This is a genomic window from Micromonospora echinaurantiaca (assembly GCF_900090235.1).
Lineage (GTDB): Bacteria > Actinomycetota > Actinomycetes > Mycobacteriales > Micromonosporaceae > Micromonospora > Micromonospora echinaurantiaca.
Window position 1 is genome coordinate 6,956,100 of the sequence record NZ_LT607750.1, and the last position, 20,333, is coordinate 6,976,432.

22 protein-coding genes and 1 pseudogene are annotated in these 20,333 nt (G+C 75.2%); 12 read left to right on the forward strand and 11 right to left on the reverse strand.

What is annotated here, in order from left to right:
* Positions 1 to 79 precede the first annotated feature (79 nt).
* From GA0070609_RS31675 to GA0070609_RS31685, 3 genes are all read left to right on the forward strand, one after another.
* Positions 80 to 2,233: a copper-translocating P-type ATPase gene (locus tag GA0070609_RS31675; protein ID WP_088997183.1), complete on the forward strand. Its 2,154-nt coding sequence runs from the start codon at positions 80 to 82 to the stop codon at positions 2,231 to 2,233.
* 10 nt (positions 2,234 to 2,243) lie between these two features.
* Entirely contained in the window at positions 2,244 to 2,816 is a 573-nt protein-coding gene (locus GA0070609_RS31680) for a hypothetical protein (RefSeq protein ID WP_157748349.1), read from the forward strand.
* Between the two features lie 75 nt (positions 2,817 to 2,891).
* Entirely contained in the window at positions 2,892 to 3,515 is a 624-nt protein-coding gene (locus GA0070609_RS31685) for a DUF305 domain-containing protein (protein WP_088997185.1), read from the forward strand.
* Between the two features lie 104 nt (positions 3,516 to 3,619).
* Here GA0070609_RS31685 and GA0070609_RS31690 read toward each other — a convergent pair whose 3' ends face one another.
* A complete protein-coding gene (locus GA0070609_RS31690; protein WP_088997186.1) occupies positions 3,620 to 3,916 on the reverse strand; it encodes a metal-sensitive transcriptional regulator in 297 nt (98 codons plus the stop codon).
* Between the two features lie 151 nt (positions 3,917 to 4,067).
* On the opposite strand from GA0070609_RS31690, the gene GA0070609_RS31695 reads away from it, so the two are divergent.
* From GA0070609_RS31695 to GA0070609_RS31710, 4 genes are all read left to right on the forward strand, one after another.
* A complete protein-coding gene (locus GA0070609_RS31695) occupies positions 4,068 to 4,277 on the forward strand; it encodes a heavy-metal-associated domain-containing protein (protein ID WP_088997187.1) in 210 nt (69 codons plus the stop codon).
* 34 nt (positions 4,278 to 4,311) lie between these two features.
* Positions 4,312 to 5,307, forward strand: a complete 996-nt coding sequence (locus tag GA0070609_RS31700; RefSeq protein WP_088997188.1) for a hypothetical protein — start codon at positions 4,312 to 4,314, stop codon at positions 5,305 to 5,307.
* Positions 5,308 to 5,317: 10 nt separating this feature from the next.
* The gene (locus GA0070609_RS31705; RefSeq protein ID WP_088998086.1) at positions 5,318 to 7,573 is read left to right on the forward strand and encodes a heavy metal translocating P-type ATPase; all 2,256 of its coding nucleotides are present in this window, start codon (positions 5,318 to 5,320) and stop codon (positions 7,571 to 7,573) included.
* A gap of 75 nt (positions 7,574 to 7,648) precedes the next feature.
* Complete coding sequence (locus GA0070609_RS31710; protein ID WP_088997189.1) at positions 7,649 to 7,822, forward strand: CsbD family protein; 174 nt, start codon at positions 7,649 to 7,651, stop codon at positions 7,820 to 7,822.
* A 192-nt stretch (positions 7,823 to 8,014) separates the two neighbouring features.
* On the opposite strand, the gene GA0070609_RS31715 is transcribed toward GA0070609_RS31710, so the two are convergent.
* The 3 genes from GA0070609_RS31715 to GA0070609_RS31725 all read right to left on the reverse strand — a co-directional run bounded on the left by GA0070609_RS31715 (position 8,015) and on the right by GA0070609_RS31725 (position 10,989).
* Complete coding sequence (locus GA0070609_RS31715; protein WP_088997190.1) at positions 8,015 to 9,283, reverse strand: RNA polymerase sigma factor; 1,269 nt, start codon at positions 9,281 to 9,283, stop codon at positions 8,015 to 8,017.
* Positions 9,280 to 9,645 (reverse strand): YciI family protein, encoded by a 366-nt coding sequence (locus tag GA0070609_RS31720; RefSeq protein WP_088997191.1) that lies wholly within the window; start codon positions 9,643 to 9,645, stop codon positions 9,280 to 9,282. Before GA0070609_RS31720 ends, GA0070609_RS31715 begins: the two co-directional genes overlap by 4 nt.
* A 105-nt stretch (positions 9,646 to 9,750) precedes the next feature.
* A complete protein-coding gene (locus tag GA0070609_RS31725; RefSeq protein WP_088997192.1) occupies positions 9,751 to 10,989 on the reverse strand; it encodes a DUF2786 domain-containing protein in 1,239 nt (412 codons plus the stop codon).
* A gap of 191 nt (positions 10,990 to 11,180) precedes the next feature.
* Between GA0070609_RS31725 and hflX the strand changes: the two genes are divergently transcribed.
* The 3 genes from hflX (at position 11,181) to GA0070609_RS31740 (ending at position 14,520) form a co-directional block, all read left to right on the forward strand.
* Complete coding sequence (hflX, locus tag GA0070609_RS31730) at positions 11,181 to 12,332, forward strand: GTPase HflX (RefSeq protein WP_088997193.1); 1,152 nt, start codon at positions 11,181 to 11,183, stop codon at positions 12,330 to 12,332.
* A 79-nt stretch (positions 12,333 to 12,411) separates the two neighbouring features.
* Positions 12,412 to 13,656, forward strand: a complete 1,245-nt coding sequence (locus tag GA0070609_RS34980) for a PucR family transcriptional regulator (RefSeq protein WP_088997194.1) — start codon at positions 12,412 to 12,414, stop codon at positions 13,654 to 13,656.
* A 543-nt stretch (positions 13,657 to 14,199) separates the two neighbouring features.
* Positions 14,200 to 14,520, forward strand: coding sequence for a TraR/DksA family transcriptional regulator (locus GA0070609_RS31740; protein ID WP_088997195.1), 321 nt, complete (start codon positions 14,200 to 14,202; stop codon positions 14,518 to 14,520).
* A gap of 44 nt (positions 14,521 to 14,564) precedes the next feature.
* Here GA0070609_RS31740 and GA0070609_RS31745 read toward each other — a convergent pair whose 3' ends face one another.
* The 4 genes and pseudogenes from GA0070609_RS31745 to GA0070609_RS34990 form a co-directional block, all read right to left on the reverse strand.
* Positions 14,565 to 15,527: a sensor histidine kinase gene (locus GA0070609_RS31745; protein WP_088997196.1), complete on the reverse strand. Its 963-nt coding sequence runs from the start codon at positions 15,525 to 15,527 to the stop codon at positions 14,565 to 14,567.
* Complete coding sequence (locus tag GA0070609_RS31750; protein WP_088997197.1) at positions 15,524 to 16,357, reverse strand: MEDS domain-containing protein; 834 nt, start codon at positions 16,355 to 16,357, stop codon at positions 15,524 to 15,526. Before GA0070609_RS31750 ends, GA0070609_RS31745 begins: the two co-directional genes overlap by 4 nt.
* A gap of 102 nt (positions 16,358 to 16,459) precedes the next feature.
* Positions 16,460 to 16,828: an SMP-30/gluconolactonase/LRE family protein gene (locus GA0070609_RS34985; protein WP_269459265.1), complete on the reverse strand. Its 369-nt coding sequence runs from the start codon at positions 16,826 to 16,828 to the stop codon at positions 16,460 to 16,462.
* Between the two features lie 215 nt (positions 16,829 to 17,043).
* A pseudogene (locus GA0070609_RS34990) lies at positions 17,044 to 17,400 on the reverse strand (L-dopachrome tautomerase-related protein); the annotation flags it as partial.
* Positions 17,401 to 17,439: 39 nt separating this feature from the next.
* Here GA0070609_RS34990 and GA0070609_RS31760 point away from each other — a divergent pair.
* Positions 17,440 to 18,348, forward strand: a complete 909-nt coding sequence (locus GA0070609_RS31760) for an LLM class flavin-dependent oxidoreductase (protein WP_088997198.1) — start codon at positions 17,440 to 17,442, stop codon at positions 18,346 to 18,348.
* A 58-nt stretch (positions 18,349 to 18,406) separates the two neighbouring features.
* Here GA0070609_RS31760 and GA0070609_RS31765 read toward each other — a convergent pair whose 3' ends face one another.
* Positions 18,407 to 18,931, reverse strand: coding sequence for a DUF421 domain-containing protein (locus GA0070609_RS31765; protein WP_088997199.1), 525 nt, complete (start codon positions 18,929 to 18,931; stop codon positions 18,407 to 18,409).
* A 47-nt stretch (positions 18,932 to 18,978) separates the two neighbouring features.
* Positions 18,979 to 19,476 (reverse strand): ATP-binding protein, encoded by a 498-nt coding sequence (locus tag GA0070609_RS31770; protein ID WP_088997200.1) that lies wholly within the window; start codon positions 19,474 to 19,476, stop codon positions 18,979 to 18,981.
* Positions 19,477 to 19,643: 167 nt separating this feature from the next.
* Between GA0070609_RS31770 and GA0070609_RS31775 the strand changes: the two genes are divergently transcribed.
* A complete protein-coding gene (locus tag GA0070609_RS31775; RefSeq protein WP_231928473.1) occupies positions 19,644 to 20,051 on the forward strand; it encodes a four-helix bundle copper-binding protein in 408 nt (135 codons plus the stop codon).
* A gap of 74 nt (positions 20,052 to 20,125) precedes the next feature.
* On the opposite strand, the gene GA0070609_RS33455 is transcribed toward GA0070609_RS31775, so the two are convergent.
* Positions 20,126 to 20,284: a hypothetical protein gene (locus GA0070609_RS33455; RefSeq protein WP_157748350.1), complete on the reverse strand. Its 159-nt coding sequence runs from the start codon at positions 20,282 to 20,284 to the stop codon at positions 20,126 to 20,128.
* Positions 20,285 to 20,333: the final 49 nt, after the last annotated feature.

Here is a 20,333-nt window from a genome sequence, read left to right on the forward strand (position 1 = left end):
TGCGCGGGTGGGGTGGTGGCAGGGGGCCGGACCCGGCGGTTGGCCCGCGCGGGCGGCCCCGGTCGGGGATGTTGGAGGCATGGCTGAGCAGACCCCGCCGCACGACGGCGCGCCGCGCGCCGGCCACGGCAGACCCGCTGGACAGGCCGGCGGCGACCACGCCGGGCACGGTGGGCACGGTGGGCACGACAAGCACGCCGGGCACGACCCGGAGATGTTCCGCCGCCGGTTCTGGCTCTGCCTGCTGCTCACCCTGCCGGTGGTGGCCACCAGCCACATGGTGATGGACTGGCTGGGCTACTCGCTGGAGTTCCCGGGCCGGTCCTGGGTGGGGCCGGTGCTCGGCTCGGTGGTCTTCTGGTGGGGCGGCTGGCCGTTCCTGGTCGGCGCCGTCCGCGAGGTGCGCGACCGGGCGCCGGGGATGATGCTGCTGGTCGCCATGGCGATCACGGTCGCCTACGCCGCCTCGCTGGCCACCAGTCTGGGCGCCTTCGACCTGGACTTCTGGTGGGAGCTGGCCGCCCTGGTCACCATCATGCTGCTCGGGCACTGGCAGGAGATGAAGGCGATCGGGCAGGCCCGCGGCGCCCTCGCCGCGCTGGCCGCGCTGCTGCCCGACGACGCCGAGCGGGTCACCGGGGACGGCGGGCTGGAGCGGGTTGCGGTGGCCGAGTTGCGGGTCGGCGACGTGGTGCTGGTCCGGCCCGGCGGCCGGGTGCCGGCGGACGGTCGGGTGGTGGACGGCGCCGCCGAGCTGGACGAGTCGATGATCACCGGGGAGTCCCGGCCGGTGCCACACTCGGTCGGCGACCGGGTGGTGGCCGGCACGGTGGCCACCGACTCGGCGGTGCGGGTCCGGGTCGAGGCGCTCGGCGAGGAGACCACGCTCGCCGGCATCCAGCGCATGGTCGCCCAGGCCCAGCAGTCCAGCGGGCGGGCCCAGGTGCTGGCCGACCGGTTCGCCGCCGGGCTGTTCTACGTCGCCACCGCCACCGCCGTGCTCACCGTGCTGGCCTGGACCACGCTCGGCGACCGGGACGAGGCGGTGGTCCGGACCGTCACGGTGCTGGTGATCGCCTGCCCGCACGCACTGGGCCTGGCCATCCCGCTGGTGATCGCGCTCTCCACCGGGCTCGCCGCGAGCTCCGGCATCCTGGTCAAGGACCGGCTGGCGCTGGAGCGGATGCGCACCGTCGACGCGGTGCTGTTCGACAAGACCGGCACGCTGACCCGGGGCGAACACGCGGTCACCGACCGGGCGGCGGCGGCCGGCTCCGACCCCGACGACCTGCTGCGGATCGCCGCCGGGGTGGAGTCCGACAGCGAGCACCCGCTGGCCCGGGCGATCGTCGCCGCCGCCGGCCCACGCGGCGGTCCGGCCCCGGCCACCGGCTTCCGCTCCCTGCCGGGCCGCGGCGTCCAGGCCACCGTCGCCGGGCGGGAGTACGCCGTGGGCGGCCCGGCACTGCTGCGCGAGCTGGGCGTACGGCTGCCGGACGAGCTGACGACGGCGACCGACCGGTGGTCGGCCCGGGGCGCGGCGGTGCTCTACCTGGTGCGGCTGCCGGACGCCGCGCTCGGCGCCTTCGCCCTCACCGACGAGGTGCGCCCCGAGGCGCGGGAGGCGATCGCCGAGCTGCGCGCCCAGGGCGTCCGGACCATCGCCATGATCACCGGGGACGCCCGGCCGGTCGCCGAGGCGGTCGCCGCCGATCTCGGCTTCACTCCCGGCGTCGACGAGGTCTTCGCCGAGGTGCTGCCGGCCGACAAGGACGGCAAGGTGACCGAGCTGCAGCGGCGCGGGCTGACCGTGGCAATGGTCGGTGACGGGGTGAACGACGCCCCGGCGCTGGCCCGGGCCGACGTCGGGATCGCGATCGGTGCGGGCACCGACGTGGCGATCGAGTCGGCCGGGGTGGTGCTCGCCTCGTCCGACCCGCGCGGGGTGACCGCCGTGATCCGGCTCTCCCGCGCGTCGTACCGGAAGATGCTGCAGAACCTGGCCTGGGCGGCCGGCTACAACGTGGTGGCGCTGCCGCTGGCCGCCGGTGTGCTGGCCTGGGCGGGGCTGGCGCTGAGCCCGGCGCTCGCCGCCGTGCTGATGTCCGCCTCGACCATCGTGGTGGCGCTCAACGCCCAACTGTTGCGCCGGGTACGCCTCGGCCCGACGGGGCCGGTCGGCCCCGGAAGCGAACCGGCCGGTGCCGCCGCGGCGGACCGCGCGGCGGGCTAGCGTGGTAGCCGTGCGGACGACGGCGGCGGTGTCGCTCGGGCGGTGGGCCCGGCTCCTGCTGTTCGTGACGCTCTTCGGGCTCGCCGCCATGCACACCCTCGGCCACGACACGCACGCCGACCACGGCTTCGGTGCCGCCGGCCACGGCTCAGCCGCCGCTGACCACGGCTCAGCCGCCCGCATCGGCCCCCTGGCCGACGTGCCCGAGGCCGCCGCCGGCCACGCGGCCGTCGCCGCCGTAGCGGGCGGGACCGCCACGGTCGGGCTCGGCGCGGCCCACGCGACCGGGGTGCGTACGGCCGTCGACGCCACGGTTCCCGGTGGCTGTCCGGCCGGCTGCCCGACCGACCGGCTGCTGCCGTCCGGCGGCACCGGGAGCGGGGACCTGCCCGGGTGGGCGGTCTGCCTGGCCGTGCTCGGCGTGCTCGCGGTGTCGGTGCTGGTCGCGTGGCTGCTGCTGACGCTCCGGCGGTCCGCGGCGCCGGGTGCCCGGCGAGTGGGCCGCTCCACCTCGCCACCCCGGGCCCCGCCGCCCGGCCCGATCGGGCTACGACTCACCACGGTCGCGGTGCTGCGCAGATAGGCGACCCGGCGCGGAACGGTTCCGGTTCCGCGTCCCCGCTCTGCCGCGTAGCCACCGAATCCGAAAGGTCGAACCGTGTTCACTCGTACCATCGCGCGCCGGGCCGCCCTGGCCGGCGCCGGCACCGTCGTCGTACTCGCCCTGGCCGGCTGTGCCGGGGACCACTCACCCTCCGGGATGGGGCACGACCAGCCCCGGTCCACCACCACCGGCGCGTCCGCCAGCGCGGCCGCGTTCGGCCCGGCCGACGTCATGTTCGCCCAGATGATGATCCCGCACCACCAGCAGGCCGTGGAGATGGCCGACCTGGCCGCCACCCGGGCCGCCGATCCGGAGGTCAAGCGGCTCGCCGGGCAGATCAAGGCGGCGCAGGCGCCGGAGATCGCCACCATGAGGGGGTGGCTGGCCGCCTGGGGCCGGCCGATGCCGTCCCCGGGTGGGGAGATGCCGCACATGGACCACGGCATGCCCGGGATGATGTCCGCGGCCGACATGGCGCGGTTGGCGGCCGCGTCCGGTCGTGAGTTCGACCGGCAGTTCCTGACCATGATGATCGCCCACCACGAGGGTGCGATCACCATGGCCGAGGACGAGCTCGCCGACGGCGCGAACTCGGACGCGAAGAAGCTTGCCCAGGAGATCATCACTGCTCAGCGGGCCGAGATCGCCACGATGCGGGAGATCCTGGCCCGGCTCTGACGCCGACGCCCGGGCCCGCGCGCCGTTCCGGTGGCGGGGCCCGGGCTCCGGTGAACCGGCGACGGGTGGGCCAGCCGCGCTTGATGAGGCGGCCGACGGGTGAGTCAGCCGCGCTTCATGAGGCGGCCGACGGCGGCCATCATCTCGGTGGCCATCTCGTCGGCGCGGCCCTCGGCGGCGCCCTCGTGCATGCAGTGCCGGGCGTGCCCGTCGAGCAGGCCGAGGGCGACCTTGTCCAGGGCCGCCTGGATGGCGGAGATCTGGGTGAGCACGTCGATGCAGTAGCGGTCCTCGTCGACCATCTTCTCGATGCCGCGCACCTGCCCCTCGACGCGGCGGAGCCGGGCGAGGAGCTGGTCCTTGCTGGCGGTGTAGCCCCGGACGGGCGTGGGTGAGGTCATGGGGACAAGGATAGCGTACCCCTGGGGGGTATGGTACGGTCCCTGTTGTCCGGGTACCCCCACCGGGTACCGGTAACAGAGCGACGGCAGCAGTCTGCCTCCGTCTTACCCCCCAGGGGTATATGGTGGAGGTGGCGGAAGGAGAACAGCGATGGTCACCACGACGTACCAGGTGCAGGGCATGACCTGCGGGCACTGCGTCAGCTCGGTCAGCGCCGAGGTGGGCGCCGTGCCGGGCGTCACCGACGTCCAGGTCGACCTGGCCACCGGCCAGGTCACCGTCACCAGTGAGCAGCCGTTGGACACCGACACCGTGCGCGCCGCGGTCGACGAGGCCGGTTACGACCTCGTGGACGCGTGACCGGTCGCCGGCCCAGGAAACCGAGGTAACCACGATGAATACGGCGACGAAGCTGAGCGGCTTCGCCCTCGGCCTCGCGGCGGTGTTCGGCGCGGCGTACGGGATCGGCCAGGTGGCCGGTCCCGTCGCCCCCGCCGCCGAGACCAGTCACGACGACAGCGGCGGTGGCCACGCGGCCACCGACGGGGGCGGCCACGCCGACCCGGCCGGGCCGGCGGAGCACCTCCCCGGTGGCCTGCTGGTCTCCGACCGCGGCTACACCCTGCAACGGGTGGCCGCCCCGGCGGACGAGTTCGCCTTCCGGGTCACCGGCCCGGACGGCTCGCCGGTCACCGCGTACGACGTGGCGCACGACAAGCGGATGCACCTGATCGTGGCCCGCCGCGACCTCTCCGGCTTCCGGCACGTGCACCCCGAGATGGCCCCGGACGGCACCTGGCGGGTCGCCTCGCCGCTGGCCGGCCCGGGCGTCTGGCGGGCGTTCGCCGACTTCACGCCCACCGGCGCCGAGCCGCTGACGCTCGGCGTGGACGTGACCGTCCCCGGCGCGCTGACCGAGGTGCCGCTGCCGGCGCCGGCGACCAGCACCACGGTCGACGGCTACACCGTCACCCTCGCCGGCACCCCGCAGCCCGGCCGCACCGCCGAGCTGACCCTGACCGTGAGCCGCGACGGCGCCCCGGTCACCGACCTGGAGCCCTACCTGGGCGCGTACGGGCACCTGGTGGCGCTGCGCCAGGGCGACCTGGCGTACCTGCACGTGCACCCGGACGGCGCGCCCGGCGACGGGCGGACCCGGCCCGGCCCCGAGGTGACCTTCTTCGCCGAGGTGCCCTCGGCCGGCGCCTACCGGCTCTACCTGGACTTCAAGCACGGCGGGACGGTGCACACCGCCGAGTTCACCGTCGTCGCCGGGAACCCCGGCGCCCCGGCCGGCGACCCGCCGGCCGTCCCGGCGCCCGCCGGCACGAGCACCCCCGCACCGACCGCCGGTGCCGACCACGGCACCCCCGGCCACGGGCACGACTGACGGGACCGTGATGACCACCACGAGCAAGCCGCTACCGATGGCACCGAACCGGATCGAACTGGCGATCGGCGGGATGACCTGCGCCTCCTGCGCCGCCCGCATCGAGAAGAAGCTGAACCGGATGGGCGGCGTCACCGCCACGGTCAACTACGCCACCGAGAAGGCCACCGTCCAGTACGTGGACGAGGTCAGCCCGGCGGACCTGATCGCCACGGTGGAGAAGACCGGCTACACCGCCGTCGTGCCGCCCCCGCCCGCACCGGCGGGTACGGAACCGGCCGCCGAGCCGGTGGACGAACTGCGCCCCCTGCGTACCCGGCTCTGGGTCTCGGTCGTGCTGACCGTCCCGGTGATCGTGCTGGCCATGGTGCCGGCCTGGCAGTTCGACTACTGGCAGTGGCTGTCGCTGACCCTGGCCGCCCCGGTCGTGGTCTACGGCGGTCTGCCGTTCCACCGGGCGGCCTGGATCAACCTGCGGCACGGCGCGGCGACCATGGACACCCTGGTCTCGCTCGGCACCCTGGCCGCGTTCGGCTGGTCGGTCTGGGCGCTCTTCCTCGGCACCGCCGGCACGCCGGGGATGACCCACCCGTTCAGCTTCGACATCAGCCGCACCGACGGCGCCGGCAACATCTACCTGGAGGCGGCGGCCGGGGTGACCGTGTTCATCCTCGCCGGCCGCTACTTCGAGGCCCGCTCCAAGCGGACCGCCGGCGCCGCCCTGCGCGCCCTGCTGGAACTCGGCGCCCGGGACGTCGCGGTGCTGCGCGGCGGCACCGAGACCCGGATCCCGGTCGACCAGCTCGCGGTGGGGGACCGGTTCGTGGTCCGCCCCGGCGAGAAGATCGCCACCGACGGCGTGGTCGACGAGGGCACCTCGGCCGTCGACGCCAGCATGCTGACCGGCGAGTCGGTGCCGGTCGAGGTCGGCCCGGGCGACACCGTGGTCGGCGCCACCATCAACGCGGGCGGACGACTGGTGGTCACCGCCACCCGGATCGGCGGCGACACCCAGCTGGCGCAGATGGCCCGGCTGGTGGAGGAGGCGCAGACCGGCAAGGCGGCGGTGCAGCGGCTGGCCGACCGGATCTCCGGGTTCTTCGTCCCGGTGGTGATCGCGCTGGCCGCCGGCACGCTGGGCTGGTGGCTCGGCACCGGAGCCGGCCCGACCGCGGCGTTCACCGCGGCGGTGGCCGTGCTCATCATCGCCTGCCCGTGCGCGCTCGGCCTGGCCACCCCGACCGCGCTGCTGGTCGGCACCGGCCGGGGTGCCCAGCTCGGCATCCTGATCAAGGGGCCGGAGGTGCTGGAGTCCACCCGGCAGGTGGACACCGTGGTGCTGGACAAGACCGGCACGGTCACCACCGGCCGGATGACCCTGGTCGACGTGCTGCCGGCGGCCGGCGAGGAGCGGGCGGAACTGCTCCGGCTGGCCGGCGCCCTGGAGGCCGCCTCCGAGCACCCGATCGCCCGGGCGGTCGCCACCGGTGCCGCCGAGGCCGGTGCGCTGCCCCCGGTGACCGGCTTCGTCAACGTCGAGGGGCTCGGCGTGACCGGCACGGTCGAGGGCCGCGAGCTGCTGGTCGGCCGGCTGCGGCTGCTGCGCGAGCGCGGGTACGACGTACCGGAGGAGGTCGAGCGGACGGCGACCACGGCGGAGGCCGCCGGCCGGACGGCCGTGCTGGCCGGCTGGGACGGGCGGGCCCGCGGCGTCCTCGCGGTGGCCGACGTGGTCAAGCCGACCAGCCGGGCGGCCGTCGCCGGGCTGCGCGCGCTCGGCCTGACCCCGGTGCTGCTGACCGGCGACAACGCCACGGTGGCCCGGGCGGTGGCCGCCGAGGTGGGCATCGACGAGGTGATCGCCGAGGTGCTGCCGGCCGACAAGGTGGACGTGGTCGCCCGGCTCCAGGGCGAGGGGAAGGTCGTGGCGATGGTCGGCGACGGGGTCAACGACGCCGCCGCGCTGGCCCGGGCCGACCTCGGACTGGCCATGGGGACCGGCACGGACGTGGCGATCGAGGCGAGCGAACTGACCCTGGTGCGCGGCGACCTGACCGCCGCGGTCGACGCGATCCGGCTCTCCCGGCGCACCCTCGGCATCATCAAGGGCAACCTGTTCTGGGCCTTCGCCTACAACGTGGCAGCCCTGCCGCTGGCCGCCGCCGGGCTGCTCAACCCGATGATCGCCGGCGCCGCGATGGCCTTCTCCTCGGTCTTCGTGGTGGCCAACAGCCTCCGGCTGCGCGGCTTCCGGCCGGTCGGCTGACCCGGCACCGGCGGTTGGCGGACCGGGTCACGGGGTACATCCGGGACGTACCGGAACGCTGAGCGGAGGTTTGACATGGGTGTCGAGGACAAGATCAACAACGCGACCGAGGACGCCGCCGGCAAGCTGAAGGAGGGCGCCGGCCGGGCCACCGACAACGAGCGGCTCGAGGCCGAGGGCCGCAACGACCAGACGTCCGCCAACCTGAAGCAGGCCGGCGAGAAGGTCAAGGACGCCTTCAAGAGCTGAGTTCGCGTACGCCCGGGACCGCCGGGCCGGCTCCCGCCGGCCCGGCGGTCCGCGCTTCGCGCGGCAGAGCCCCAGCACTTCGAGATCTTGGTAGAAACGGCCCCTCCAGGGGCCATTCGCCACCAAGATCTTCGTGGAATCAGGCGGCGCGGTCAGCGCAGCAGGTGGTAGCGGATGTGGTGACGGTGGGGCTCACCGTCGCTCCTTCGTGCTCGGGGTGGGTGGCGCGGCCAGGCGGGCCGCGCGCAGTTCCAGGTAGCGCTGTTCCGGGCGGCTGGTGGTCGCCCGCGCCGCCGCCCGGTACGCCTCCCGCGCGGCGGCCGGCTCGCCGGCCAGTTCCAGCAGGTGGGCGCGGACGGCGGCGAGCCGGTGGTGCCCGGCGGTGCGCTCGTCGGCGTCCAGCGGGGCGAGCAGCGCCAGGCCGGCCCGGGGACCGTCCACCATGGCCACCGCCACCGCCTGGTTCAGGGTGATCATCGGGTTCGGCGCCAGCCGGGCCAGCAGCCGGTAGAGCGCCAGGATCTGCGGCCAGTCGGTCCGCTCGGCCGACGGCGCCTCGGCGTGCACCGCGGCGATCGCCGCCTGCACCTGGTACGGCCCCGGCGGTGACCAGGTCAGCGCCGCGGTGACCAGGGCGATCCCCTCCTCGATGGCCGCCCGGTCCCACCGGCTGCGGTCCTGCTCGGCGAGCGGGACCAGTTCCCCGTCCGGCCCGGTACGCGCCGCCCGGTGCGCGTCGGTGAGCAGCATCAGCGCCAGCAACCCGGCCACCTCGCCGTCGTCGGGCAGCAGCCGGTGCAGGATGCGGGTCAGCCGGATCGCCTCGCTGGTCAGCTCGGCTCGGTGCAGGCCCGGGCCGCTGGAGGCGGTGTAGCCCTCGTTGAAGATCAGGTAGAGCACCTGGAGCACGGTGCGCAGCCGCTCGTCCCGCTCGGCCGCCGACGGCATGGCGAACGTGGCCCCGGCGGCCTCGACCCGCTGCTTGGCCCGCCGGATGCGCTGGCTCATGGTCGCCTCGGGCACCAGGTGGGCCCGGGCGATCTGCGCAGTGGTCAGGCCGCCGACGGCGCGTAGCGTCAACGCCACCTGGGCCGAGCGGGCCAGCGCCGGGTGGCAGCAGAGGAAGAGCAGCGTCAGCGTGTCGTCCTCGGCCGGCGGCTCCGCGTCGGCCGGCGGGGCCACCGCCGCGTACGCCGGCTCGCGGATCGCCACCGCGACCTCGCGCTCCCGGCGGGCCCGCTCGCTGCGCCACTCGTCGGTGAGCCGCCGGGTGGCGACGGTCAGCAACCAGGCCCGCGGATTGTCCGGCACACCCTGCTCGGGCCACTGGGTGGCGGCGGCCAGCAGGGCCTCCTGGACGGCGTCCTCGCACCGGTCGAACTGGCCGTGCCGGCGCACGAGCAGGCCGAGGACCTGCGGCGCGACGGTGCGCAGCAGGTCCTCGACGGCGCGGTCCGTCACATCTCCGTCCCGGCCTCGTCCATCACCGGCCGGACCTCCAGCGCGCCGCCCAACCGCACGTCCGGCCAGCGCCGGGCGATCTCGACGGCCCGCTCGAAGCTGTCGCAGTCCACCATCAGGTAGCCGGCGAACTGCTCCTTGCTCTCCATGAACGGGCCGTCGGTGACCTCCGGCTGGCCGCCGCCGAGCCGGACGGTACGGGTCTGCGACGGGTCGGCCAACGCCTGGCCGCCGACCAGCTCGCCGGACTCGGTCAGCTCCTTCATGATCTCGTCGACCTCGCCGAAGAGCGCGGTGCGCTCCGACTCGGAGAGCGACTCGGCGAACCCGGGGCGGTTCCAGATCAGCAGCATGTACTTCATCGGGTGCTCCTCGCGTCGATGTCGCGCCCATCGTGGCGCTTCTCGCGGGTAGGTCGGAGCCGACCCCCCGTACCCGACAGCCGCGGGAAGGAAATTTTTCCGGCGTCAGCGGCGGCGGCCGCGTACCTGCCGGGTGGGCCCGGCCGGCCGGCCCGGGTCGAGCGACGCCCGGTCGGCGGCGGAGGTGCCCGAGTTCCAGCCCTCGGCGTCGCGGACGGTGAGCCGGTGCCGGGTGACCCCGGGGAAGAGGGTGTCGAGGCGTTCCCGGACCGCCTCGGAGCGGGCGGCGAGCACCGGCAGCAGCCGGTCCGGCCCGGCCGTCTCGGCGGCCCGCCGGTCCGAGTCCTCGGTGGCGGCCCGCAGCCGCTCGCCGATCCGCAGGGCGAAGGCGTTCAGAAAGGACTCGTCGTAGCCGCGGGTTCGCCGGCCGGCGGTGTGCGTCCGGCGCTCACCCCGGCCCCGCAGCATCGCGGCGGTGGCCTGGACGAGCAGCGAGGTGTAGAGCAGCTCGACCGCCTCCAGGTCGGCCGGCCAGCCCAGCACGGTGGTGAAGCCCAGATCGTCGGACCAGACCGCCTCGCACCGGTTGGCCGCCGCCACCTCCTGTACCAGCAGCGCCTTCGCGCCCGCGTACGGGGGGTCGGTGCTCAGCCGTACGCCACCGGGCAGGTCGTCGCGGTTCCCGTCGGCGGCGAGCAGCGCCTGGTCGACGCTGTGCCGGGCGATCAGCTCCTGGGCCTTGCCGGTCAACGCCTCGGCCTCCGCCGGGAAGGTGGTCGACTCGGCCTTGGCCAGCAGCGCGCGGACCCGCTCCAGCATCCGGGAGGCGGCGTCGCCGCGACCGCGGGCCGGGGCCGGGGCGGTGGCCACCCCGGGTGGCGGGCGGAGCACCGCGATCGGTGGCAGCCCCTCGGCCATCGCCAGCACGTCCACCGCCTCGCGGAGCGCGGTGATCCGGTCCAGCCCCTCCCGGCCGGCCCAGTCGGGCAGGTAACGGCCGTCCTCCGGCCACCACACCCGCGCCCCCAGCTCGGCGAGCTGGGCGTCCCACCAGCCGGGTACCGGACCGGTCTGGTCGCGCCGGTGGGCGGCGAGCACGTCCACCGCCAGCCGGGCCGGCCGGGCACCGAGCCGGCGGGCGGCGATCCGGGCCAGGTCGACCGGCTGCCAGCCGCGCGCCGCGAGCAGCCCGAACCGGCGGACCAGGCGGCGCAGCAGCACCGCGTCGGCGTCCGGGGCGCCGGTGCCGACCACCAGCCGGTCCAGCTGCCGTTCGGCGAGGCGTACGTCGGTGCCGCGCGCCGCCGCCACCGCGTCGGTGATCAGTTCCTCGGTGTCCGGCACGGCCGCGCCCCTCCTCGTCGCTGTGGTCCGGGTGCGGTGGAAGTGATCGTCGCCCGCCCCGCCGAACGTACCGCCGCGCGGGGCCGCCGTCCGTCGGTCGTGACCGGCGACACCGGCGCTCGGCCGGTCCCGGCATGCTTCGCCCGCTCCCGGGTAGATCGGTGGCCGACGGAAGCGAGGCGAGGTGCGCGATGGCGGGATCGTGGCTGCTGGGCAACGGCGCCGGCACGACGGCGCGGCGGCCGACGGCGCTGCTCGTCGCGGTGCACCGGGCGGACGAGGCGGGCGACACCGGCCCCGGTACCGAGGTGTCGTTGACCGAGCTGCGGCGGTTGGCCGACACCGACGGGCTGGCCGTGGTCGACGAGGTGGTGCAGAACCGGCCACGCCCCGATCCGGCCACCTTCGTCGGTTCCGGCAAGGTCGACGAGCTGGCCGCCCTGGCCGAGCGGACCGGGGCCGAGCTGGTGATCGCCGACGGCGAGCTGACCCCCGGCCAGGTGCGCAACCTGGAGGAGCGGGTCGGGGTGCGGGTGGTCGACCGGACCGCGCTGATCCTGGACATCTTCGCCGAGCACGCCCGCACCAGCGAGGGCCGGTTGCAGGTCGAGCTGGCGCAGATCGCGTACCAGCTGCCCCGGCTGCGCGGCGACGGGCGTTCGATGTCCCGGGTCGGTGGTGGCCGGATGGCCGGCGGCGCGGGCATGGGTGTGCGCGGTCCCGGTGAGATGCGGCTGGAGACCCAGCGGCGCCGGCTGCGTCAGCGCGCCACCCGGCTGCGCCGCAGCGCCTCGGAGCTGACCCGTCGCCGGGAGCGCAACCGGGAGCGGCGGGCCCGCAACCAGGTGCCTTCGGTGGCCATCACCGGCTACACCAACGCCGGCAAGTCGGCCCTGCTCAACCGGCTCACCGGCGCCGACGCCCAGGTGCAGGACGTGCTCTTCGCCACCCTCGACCCGACGGTGCGCCGGGTACGCGCCGACGACGTGCTGTTCACCGCCACCGACACGGTCGGTTTCGTCCGGCACCTGCCGCACCAGCTGGTCGACGCGTTCCGCTCGACGCTGGACGAAGTCAGCCAGGCCGACCTGGCCATGCACGTGGTGGACGCGTCGGCGCCGGACGCGCTGGACCAGATCACCACCGTGCACGGGGTGCTCTACGAGATCGGCGCCGGTGACGTGCCGGAGCTGCTGGTGCTCAACAAGATCGACGTGACGCCGGTCGAGTGGCTGGACGCGTTGCTGCGGGTGCACCAGGGCGCGGTAGCGGTTTCCGCGCTCACCGGCGCGGGGATGGACGAGCTGCGGGCCACGCTGGCCGGCCGGCTGTCCCGGCGCTGAGCCCGGGCGGGGTGGCCGTCGGGTTAGGGTGTCCCGGATCGGCGGTGGGCGCCGAGACCAGGTCCGAGGGAGTCGGTGGATGACCGGCGCAGTCCGGCGGCCCGGCCCGGGACGGTGGACCGGCGCGGGTCACGACGACGCCTGGCTGGCGGAGGTCGCGCGGGGTGCCAGCGCGGACGCCGGCGGGGTGCCGGTGGAGCTGCTCGGCGACTACCTGCCGCTGCTGGCCGAGGCCGCGGTGACCGGGCGCCGGCCCCGGCGCGGTGAACTCGACGCGGTCGGCGCGCTGGGCCGGCGGGCCGCCGAACAGGGCGTGTCGGCGGGCCGCGCGGTGCAGCTGTACCTGTCCGCGGCGCGCCGGCTGTGGCAGCAGTCGCCGCAGTTGGCGCGCGCCACCGACAGCGAGGTGGTACGGGCGGCGGCCGAGGCGGTGCTGCACGTCGTCGACGCCGCGGTGGCCACCCTGGCCGAGGGCTTCGCGGTGGCCCGCCGGGAACTGGTCCGCCGGGAGGAGGCGCTGCGCCGGGAACTCGTCGACGACCTGCTGCGCGGCGACTCCGACCTCGGCGGGCTGGTGGAGCGCGCCGAGCCGTTCGGGCTGGACCTGGCGCGGGTGCACCAGGTGGCGCTGGCCGCGCCGCGCCGCCGGCTGCCCGACACGGACGCGGCGATCAGCGCCCTGGAGGCGGTCATCTTCGACCGGTTGGGCGACCGGGACGTGCTGGTCGCCACCAAGGAGGGGCTGCTCGTGGTGATCGCCCCGGCCGACGCGGTGGCCGCCGATCGGGCGGCCGGGGGCGCTCCGGTCGCCGATCTCGGCCGGTTGATGCACGCCGAACTGGACCGACTGCCGCGTGGCCGGCCCTGGCAGGTGGCGGTCGGCCGCCCGCACCCCGGGCTGTACGGCATCGCCCGCTCCTACGAGGAGGCCCGGGAGGCGCTGACCATGGCGCAGCGGCTGCACGCCGACACCGCCGTCGTCGACGCCCACGACCTGCTCATCTACCGGGTCCTGCTGCGCGACCAGCCGGCCATGGTCGATCTGGTACGGGCGGTGCTCAGCCCGCTGAGCCGCAGCCGGGGTGGGGCGGAGCCGCTGCTGGACACCCTCGACGCGTACTTCGCCACCGGTGGGGTGTCCACCGAGGCGGCCCGCCGCCTGCACGTGTCGGTCCGTACGGTGACCTACCGGCTGGCCCGGGTCCGGTCGCTCACCGGGCACGACCCGACCGACCCCGGCGACCGGTTCACCCTCCAGGCGGCGGTCTTCGGCGCCCGGGCGCTGGACTGGCCGGCGCAGCCGCTGCCGGGCCCCGCGTCCTGAGCCGGCCGGGCACGCTCGGGCCGGGTCGCCGCCGGGCCGGCGCCGATGACCATCGGTGGCCGGTGGTTCATCGGGCGACGACCTGTCCGACGGCCGGCAATCTGGGGGCCGGTTGTTGGCCGGCGGTGGGCACTGTCCGGCCGTCGATTTCGGCCGACTCTGGAGGTCCGAGGTGTTCCCGACCGGCGAGGAGGCGGTGATGACGACCAGCGTGGTGGCTGTGCCACCTTCGCCACCCGGTCGGCCGTCGGTCCCGGCCGCCGGCCGCCGGAAGCGCGTGATCGCCGGTCCGGGCGGTTGTCCGCCGACCAGGCTCACGGGATCGCCTCGCCGATCCGGGACCTGACGCTCCGCCGGACCGACCAGCCCTTCCCGGCCGCCGCGCTGTAGCCGCGGCGGCCGACGCGCAGTTTCGTCCCCGGCCCGACGTCGCCGGTCCCGTCGCATCCGATCTCACCCCGCAGGCCGCCGACGCGGCGGCCGCCCCGCATCCACCCCGGCGATCCCGGGGATCCCGTGCACCACCGAAAGGAAGACACGACCATGACGGACACCGTCAGCAACCGCACCGAGGCCCTGCGTGACCTCCTGGAGCGGCAGTTCCAGAGCTACACCGACCAGCTCGCGGAACTCACCATCCACAGCCGGCAGCCGGAACAGGGCGGCCACGACCCCGACACGCTGCGCGGCCTGATGGAGACCGCCCGGCAGGGGGTCGCGGACACGGCGCAGGCGCTGCAGCGGATGTCCGAGGGCAGCTACGGCCTCTGCGAGCGGTGCGGGGGCGAGATCCCGGTGGCCCGCCTGGAGATCCTGCCCTGGGCCCGGTTCTGCGTGCCCTGCCAGTCCCGCCAGGGCAACTGACCGCGCCCCGGTGCCGCGCGGCGGTCAGCGTGCCCCGGCGGCGGTCAGCAGCCGTGATGCGGGTTGCCGGCGGTCAGCCGCAGCGTGAAGCCGTCCGCGTCACGCCGCATCGTCACGTGGTTGCAGGACTGGTAGGTGATCCACAGGCCGAGGCCGCCCGGGTCGCCGTCGCCGGCCGGTAGCAGGCCGGCGAAGGGGTCCCGGGGCCCGACACCGCCGTCGTTGACCGTCACCACGATCCGGTCGTCGCCGGGCCAGAGGCGGACCCGGACCGGGGGGACGCCGTACCGCTGCGCGTTGGTGACCGTCTCGCTCACCGCGACCACCAGGTCCTCGACGTCGTCGACCGGCAGCAGGCCCCGGTCGACGGCGTGCACGGCGGCGCGGGCCTGGGCCGCCGTCGGGTCGGTCAGCTCGACCGCCGGTGGTGCCGCCTGGAGCGGATCCGGCACCACCGGGTGGTTCTCCAGCAGGTAGCTGGCCGGTGGGGCGTACGTCGGACTGGGCACGTGCCGACCGTCCGGCGTGGCGAACCGGGGGTGGGTCCGGGCCACGTCGGCCAGCACCGCCGCCGGGGTGATCCGGCTGTCGTACGCGCACATGCTCCACAGCGGGAACTCGTCGTACGCGTGGTTGATCGCCGCCTCGTACCGGGCCCACCAGTCCCAGGTCGGGCCGAACGCCACCGGCGGCAGCTCGCCGACGATCCGGATCTGGTTGGCGCCGTCGGCCACCTGCTCGGCCAGCAACCGCCGGTAGGACCGGATCGCGGCGGTCGGTCGGCCGTACACGTCGCCGCCGGGCAGGAACTCCACCTTCAGCCCCGGAGGCAACGCCGACCGGACCAGCCCGCCGGTGCGCTCGCCCAGCGCGACGAAGGTCGGCTCGCCCGCCTCGGCGCCGCCGATCAGGAAGGGCAGCAGAACGGCGAGCAGCTCGTCGTCGCTGTCGTAGCGGACGGCCTCGTGGTAGTAGCCCTGGTGGCCGGCCGCGGCTCCGGTCCTCACCGGGTCACCTCCACCCGCAGGCTAGGCAGGTCCAGCAGGCCGACCAGCCGGGCCACGGCGGGGCGGCCGGTCCGCAGCACCGCGGTCGCGGAGCGGCGGTGCGCGTACTCGTCGAGGTGCACCAGCGAGCGGTGGTCGAGGAACCGCAGGCCGGTCGCGCGCAGCACCAGCTCCCCCTCGGTCGGGCGCAGATCGGCCCGCGCCAGGGCGGCGCCGAACAGCTTGTGCTGGGACGGGTCCAGCTCACCGGCGAGCGCGGCGTGCCCCTCGCCCGGGGCGACCGCGTACAGCCGGAACAGCAGGTCCTCGACGTTGCTCTCCGGGTGCAGGCTGGCCAGCTCGGCGACCGTCCGGGCGCCCAGCTCGGGCCGGTGGTACGCGCACATCGCGCGGAACGGCCGGGCCCGCATGTAGCGGTCGACCTGGTGCTCGTAGCGGGCGAACGCGTCGAGCTGGGCCGGGGTGCGCACCAGGTCGGTGGCCTCGGCGACGACGCGCAACCCGGTGTGACCGGCGGCCAGGGCCCGGTCGGTGGCGGCGGCGTAGGCGGCCACCTGCGCCGCCGGGTCCACGGTCCGGTCGCCGGCGTAGGTCGAGTCGAGCGGGACCACCTCGGCGGCGCCGCGGCGCAGCGCGTCGGCGAGCACGCCGACCCGGCGCAGCCGGGCCAGGACCGACTCCGGCTCGTCCGGGGTGACGTACCAGACCCGTTCGCCGGCCGCCAGGCCCGCGGTGAGGTACGCCTCGGCGTGCCTGCGGAAGGTGATCGGATCGTCGTAGGCCCAGCACAGGTGACCGTACGGCCCGTCCGGCTGCTGCTCATCGATCATGCTGGTCGTCCCACGCGGCCCAGTGTAGGCCGGCCGGCGGCGATCGCCACCGGGGCGCGGGCGGGGGCGCACGGGTGGCCGGCCTGGGCCGCGCCGTGATGGTCACCGCAGCCGGACCGGTCCGGCGTCGATCCGGGTGCGGAACAGCGCGTACGGCCTGCGGCGCAGGTCCTGGCCCCGCTGGTAGGTCGGCTGGCGGTGCAGTTGGTTGGCGGTCACGTACAGGTACCCGTCGCCGGCCACCGACATGGTGTCCGGCCAGAGCAGCCGGGGATCGTGCACCAGGGTCTCGAACTCGCCGTCCGGGTGGCGGCGCAGCACGGCGTTGTGCTCGTACGAGGTGAGGTAGAACCGGCCGGCGTCGTCGGTCTCCAGGCCGTCCGACCCGCCGCCCTTGTCCCCCTCGTCGACCACCGTCGCGGCCACGTCGGCCTCGGCCACCGTCCGGTCGGCCAGGGCGTCCGTCGCCACGCTGTACCAGCGGCGCGACGCCAGCGGGCAGTAGCACGCCGGGTGCCGTCGGCCGAGATGGCGATCCCGTCCGAGCCCATCGCCACCGGCCTGGGCGGGCCGTTCGGCGGCCGCTGCAGGAAGGGCCGGCCCTCGACCACCGGGCGGAACGTGGCCAGCGGTTCGGCCTTGGTGGAGGGGTGGTCGTGCAGCCGCCGCCAGGACGCGCCGCTGGCCAGGTCCACCACGATGATCCCGTTCGGACCGGAGTCCGACGAGTCGGTGATGTACGCGACGCCGCCGTCGCCGCGGCGCAGGTCGAACCGCACGTCGTTGAGGTAGGTGGTGGTCAGCGCCACATCCGTCGGGAACGTGATCACCTGGGCGACCGTGTCGGTGTCCAGGTCCACCCGGACCAGCTTCGGCCCGCCCGGTTCGGTCGGCTGGAACATCGGGCTACCGGTGTCGAGCACCCAGAGCCGGTCGGCCGGGTCGACCACGACGCTCTGCACCGATACGAACGCCTCGGCGTCGGCGTTCCCGCTCGGGCTGTTCCACCGCTGGTCGACGAACCCGTCGTCGGGGGCCGGCATGCCGACCCGGCGGCCCGGGCCGCGAGCAAGGATGGCGTCATGACCGACTACGGGCACGAGTTGATGTTCGGCACCTTCGTCACGCCCACCGCACAGCCCGCCCAGCAGGCCGTCGACCTCGCCGTGCTGGCGGACCGCGTCGGGCTCGACCTGGTCACCTTCCAGGACCACCCGTACCAGCCCCGGTTCCACGACACCTGGACCCTGCTCAGCTACGTGGCCGCGCGGACCGAGCGGGTCCGCCTCAGCGGCAACGTGATCAACCTGCCGCTGCGCCAGCCGGCGGTGCTCGCCCGCAGCGCGGCGAGCCTCGACCTGCTCAGCGGCGGCCGGTTCGAGCTCGGCATCGGGGCGGGCGCGTTCTGGGAGGCCATCGAGGCCATGGGCGGCCGTCGACTCGCCCCCGGCGAAGCGATCGGCGCGCTGACCGAGGCGATCGAGGTCATCCGCGCGACGTGGGCGGCCGAGCAGCCCGGCGCGGTCCGGGTCAAGGGGGAGTACTACCAGGTCAACGGCGCCAAGCGGGGCCCGGCGCCGGCCCACCGGATCGACGTCTGGCTGGGCGCGTACAAGCCGCGGATGCTGCGGCTGACCGGGCGGGTGGCGGACGGCTGGCTGCCGACCCTGGCGTACCTGCCGGGTGGGGTGGCCGACCTGGCCGAGTCGAACCGGGTCATCGACGAGGCCGCCCTCGCCGCCGGCCGCCAGCCCACCGCGGTGCGCCGGCTGCTGAACATCGCCGGGCGGTTCACCGACACCGGCCGGGCCCTGCTGGACGGACCGCCCGAGCAGTGGGCGGAGGACCTCGCCGGACTGACCCTCGACCACGGCGTCAGCGCCTTCATCCTCGCCACCGACGACCCCGCCACCACCGAGCGGTTCGCGGCCGAGGTGGTGCCGGCCACCCGGGAACTGGTGGCCGAGGAGCGCGCCCGCCGCGCGGGTTGACCCGGCGTCCGACCCGCGTCGGCTCCGGCGCGGCGGTCCGGGGCGCCCGAGCCCCGCCTCACCCCGCCGGGCCCCGGCGGGACTTCTTCCGCGGCTTGTCCCCGCCGGCCGGGATGACGCTGAACTGGCCGTCCGGTTCCATCCGGACCTCGCGTACCTCGCTGAGGTCGGCGATGCCCTGCTCCCGCAACTCGGAGTGGAGTTCCTCGTCGGTGATGAACTCCCGGCGCAGGTTGCGGCGCAGGATCCGGCCGTCCTGGACGAGCACCAGCGAGTTCGGCCGGATCACCCGGGCCGCGGCCGGCCACCAGTAGGCCAGCACGTCCAGCAGGTACGACCAGCCGATGATCACCGCCACCAGGAGCACCCCGTCGGTGACCGACCGGTAGTCGTCCGCCATGCCGTTCTGGGCGGCGTCGGCGAGCAGCACGATGACCAGCAGGTTGGTGACACCGGTGGTGCCGCTCTCCCGCTTCAGGATCACCCGGAGCAGGACGAACAGCGACAGGTACATGACGCTGCCCCGGGCGACGATCTCCAGCAGCGGCGTGTCCGGGCGGAACACGCTTCCCCAGTCGGTCACGGCGGCGCCTACCCGCCGGCCGGTACGCCAATCCTCGGGCCGTACGGTCAGGGCTGCGCCGGGTCCGCCGGGTCGGCGCCGGCCGGTGCGGCCGGATGCGCGGAGCTGTCGGTCAGGCAGACGCTCACGGTGGCGGTCAGGCCGTCCGGGCGGCGGGTCAGCATCAGCCCGCCGGTCAGCTCACGGGCCAGCCACAGGCCGCGCCCGCCGGGAACGTCCGCCGCGGGCAGCCGCACCGCGTCGGCGTCCGTGCCGGTGCCGTGGTCGTGCACCTCGCACACCAGCACGTCCGCCTGACGGAGCAGCTCGACCCGGCCCGCTCCGCCGCCGTGCCGCACCGCGTTGGTCACCAGCTCGTGCACGGCCAGGACGAAGTCCTCGGCGTCGTCACCGGCGAGACCGGCGGCCGCGACGTGGCGGACCAGCGCGTGGCGTACCTCGGTCGCCGTCGCGGCGGTGAACGCGTGCGCCCACAGCGGCACCGACCGATCCCCCACCGGCGCGCCGTCCGCTAGCTCGGCGCCGTCTGCCTGCCCAGGCCGCATACGGGCAGGATACGGGGGTTCTCCGCGGGCGCGACCGTTGCGCGACTGCAAGTAGCGCGGACGGTATCCGGTGGCCGGGTCGCGCCCGGATCGGGACGCCGGCGGGGCATGCCGGCCGGCCCGGCGGGTAGGGGCCCAGGGGTACGACCATCCGAGAGGAGCCGATCGTGTCCACGACCACCATGCTGATGCTGGAGACGTACCCAAAGTCGATCAACCTGGACCGGGCCAAGCTGGCCGCCGCCATCGACACGCTCAACGCCTGCGCCCAGGCGTGCACCGCCTGCGCCGACGCCTGCCTGAGCGAGGACATGGTCGCCGAACTGGCCAAGTGCGTACGGACGAACCTGGACTGCGCCGACATCTGCACCACCACGTCCCGGGTGCTGTCCCGGCACACCGGCTACGACGCGAACCTCAGCCGCAGCCTGCTGGAGGCCTGCGCCACCGCGTGCAGGTCCTGTACGGACGAGTGCGCCCGGCACGCGGACATGCACGAGCACTGCCGTGTCTGCGCGGACGCCTGCCGCGCCTGCGAGCGGGCGTGCCGGGATCTGCTCGCCACCATGAGCTGAGCGCCCGCTCGGCCACCTCCGGCACGACGCGGCGCCAGCACCCGGGTCGAGTGCTGGCGCCGGTGCGACTGGGGTCAGCCGCGGGCCTCGCGCTTGGCGGCCTGCGGCGAGGCGCCCTTGTCGACCTTCTTCATGGCCTGACGCAACTGGCCCTCGGTCATCTTCGAGTTGCCCTGGATGCCCTTGTCGTGGGCCTGCTGGCGCAGGTCGTGGAGCCGACTCCGGTCAGCCATGTCAACCTCCCTGTGAACCCGGCGCGAGAGGGGTCCTCGCGCCGTCCGA

Bases quoted from the DNA above. Each gene is read 5' to 3' on its own strand.
- GA0070609_RS31675 (WP_088997183.1), top strand. From the start codon at position 80: ATGGCTGAGCAGACCCCGCCGCACGACGGCGCGCCGCGCGCCGGCCAC.
- GA0070609_RS31690 (WP_088997186.1), bottom strand. From the start codon at position 3,916: ATGACCTCACCCACGCCCGTCCGGGGCTACACCGCCAGCAAGGACCAG.
- GA0070609_RS31695 (WP_088997187.1), top strand. From the start codon at position 4,068: ATGGTCACCACGACGTACCAGGTGCAGGGCATGACCTGCGGGCACTGC.
- GA0070609_RS31700 (WP_088997188.1), top strand. From the start codon at position 4,312: ATGAATACGGCGACGAAGCTGAGCGGCTTCGCCCTCGGCCTCGCGGCG.
- GA0070609_RS31705 (WP_088998086.1), top strand. From the start codon at position 5,318: ATGACCACCACGAGCAAGCCGCTACCGATGGCACCGAACCGGATCGAA.
- GA0070609_RS31710 (WP_088997189.1), top strand. From the start codon at position 7,649: ATGGGTGTCGAGGACAAGATCAACAACGCGACCGAGGACGCCGCCGGC.
- GA0070609_RS31720 (WP_088997191.1), bottom strand. From the start codon at position 9,645: ATGAAGTACATGCTGCTGATCTGGAACCGCCCCGGGTTCGCCGAGTCG.
- hflX (WP_088997193.1), top strand. From the start codon at position 11,181: ATGGCGGGATCGTGGCTGCTGGGCAACGGCGCCGGCACGACGGCGCGG.
- GA0070609_RS34980 (WP_088997194.1), top strand. From the start codon at position 12,412: ATGACCGGCGCAGTCCGGCGGCCCGGCCCGGGACGGTGGACCGGCGCG.
- GA0070609_RS31740 (WP_088997195.1), top strand. From the start codon at position 14,200: ATGACGGACACCGTCAGCAACCGCACCGAGGCCCTGCGTGACCTCCTG.
- GA0070609_RS31750 (WP_088997197.1), bottom strand. From the start codon at position 16,357: ATGATCGATGAGCAGCAGCCGGACGGGCCGTACGGTCACCTGTGCTGG.
- GA0070609_RS31760 (WP_088997198.1), top strand. From the start codon at position 17,440: ATGACCGACTACGGGCACGAGTTGATGTTCGGCACCTTCGTCACGCCC.
- GA0070609_RS31770 (WP_088997200.1), bottom strand. From the start codon at position 19,476: ATGCGGCCTGGGCAGGCAGACGGCGCCGAGCTAGCGGACGGCGCGCCG.
- GA0070609_RS33455 (WP_157748350.1), bottom strand. From the start codon at position 20,284: ATGGCTGACCGGAGTCGGCTCCACGACCTGCGCCAGCAGGCCCACGAC.